Genomic DNA, 1,382 nt, shown 5'->3' on the forward strand with positions numbered 1-1,382 from the left:
CCAGGTCTCGCCGTGGTCGTCGCTGTACGCGCTGACCGCGTAGTTGGCCCCGTTGTGGCGGATGGCGTACTGCTGGATCAGCCGGCCCTTGTAGGCGCCGTTGCGCACCTGGATGCCCTCGCCGGAGGCCGCGAACATCCCGGCCCAGGCGGGGTTCTTGATCTGCTGGGTGATGCGGCGGTGCTTCCAGGTCACGCCGTCGTCGTCCGAGTAGCTGTAGTCGGCCTGGAGGATGTCCGGGTCGTTCTCGTCGTTGCCGGTGCCCGAACCGAAGAAGCCCTGGTTGACCGAGCTCGCGTAGAACACGAAGATCCGGCCCGTCTGGCGGTCCACGAGGAGGCTGGGGTCACCGTGGCCGTAGGGGGCGGCCTCCTTGCGGATCACCTGCTGCTTCTGCCAGGTGGTGCCGCCGTCGGTGCTGCGGCGCAGGACGACCCCGAGGTTGCCGGGCAGGTCCCCGAGCGTGGGGCGGGCGTCGTACGCGGCGAGGAGCGTGCCCTTGGTGGAGGTGGTCAGCGCGGGGATGCGGTAGTAGGGGGACCCGACGCCCTGGGTCGCGATGTCCTGGGAGGTCAGTTGGCCGGCGGCGGGGGCGCCGTGGGCGGTGCCGGTCGCGGTGGCCACCATGAGGGCGGCGGACAGCAGGGCGACGGTGACTCTGCGCTGCATGAACGGTCTCTCTTCTCGTGAGGGGGAGAGGTGCGGAGATGGAGCGGAGCGCGGCGTGACGGGCCGACGCGTCAGAGGAACGGAAAGGGGGCACACCCGGCTGCCGGTGTCGAAGACCCGCGCTTCCCCGACCGCCTCCGGGCGGTCCGGCGACCCCGGTCGCCGGGTCAGGAGAGGGCGGCCTGCCCGGTCGGCAGGCCGGCGAACAGGGAACGCACCCAGGCCAGTTGTTCCGCCCGGTGGTGCTCGGTGCCGCCCTCGTGGCCGTTGAACTCGTAGACGCGTACGTCCTTGGGGCCCGCGTAACGGTTGTAGGCCGTGAAGCAGGTGGAGGGCGGGCAGATCTCGTCCATCATCGCGATGGAGAACAGCGCGGGCGCGGTCGCCCGGGTGGCGTGGTGCGCCGCGTCGAAGTACGACAGCGTGCGGAAGACGGACGCGGTGCGGTCACGGTGGAGCCGCAGGTAGGCGGCGATCTCGGTGTACGGCGGGGCCCCGGCGATCCGCGCCGCCCGGGGGATGTTGCTCAGGAACGGCACGTCCGGCATGACCCCGGCCAGCCCGTCCACCAGCCCGGCGACCGCCAGCGCGATACCGCCGCCCTGGCTCACCCCGGTCACCACGATGCGGGCGGGATCGACCTCGGGATGCTCGCGCATCGCCTCCACGCAGCGGACGGCGTCCGTGAACACCTGTCTCTTATACACATCTCT

2 protein-coding genes are annotated in these 1,382 nt (G+C 71.2%); both read right to left on the reverse strand.

Going from position 1 to position 1,382, the window contains the following annotated elements:
* A partial coding sequence (locus IH13_RS0120850) for a sialidase family protein (RefSeq protein WP_031086650.1) occupies positions 1-669 on the reverse strand: 669 nt, incomplete at its 3' end.
* Positions 670-836: 167 nt separating this feature from the next.
* The coding region (locus IH13_RS0120855) for an acetylxylan esterase (RefSeq protein ID WP_158791242.1) at positions 837-1,382 on the reverse strand (546 nt) is incomplete at its 5' end.

The sequence above is a fragment of the Streptomyces sp. NRRL WC-3549 genome, assembly GCF_000721935.1.
Lineage (GTDB): Bacteria > Actinomycetota > Actinomycetes > Streptomycetales > Streptomycetaceae > Streptomyces.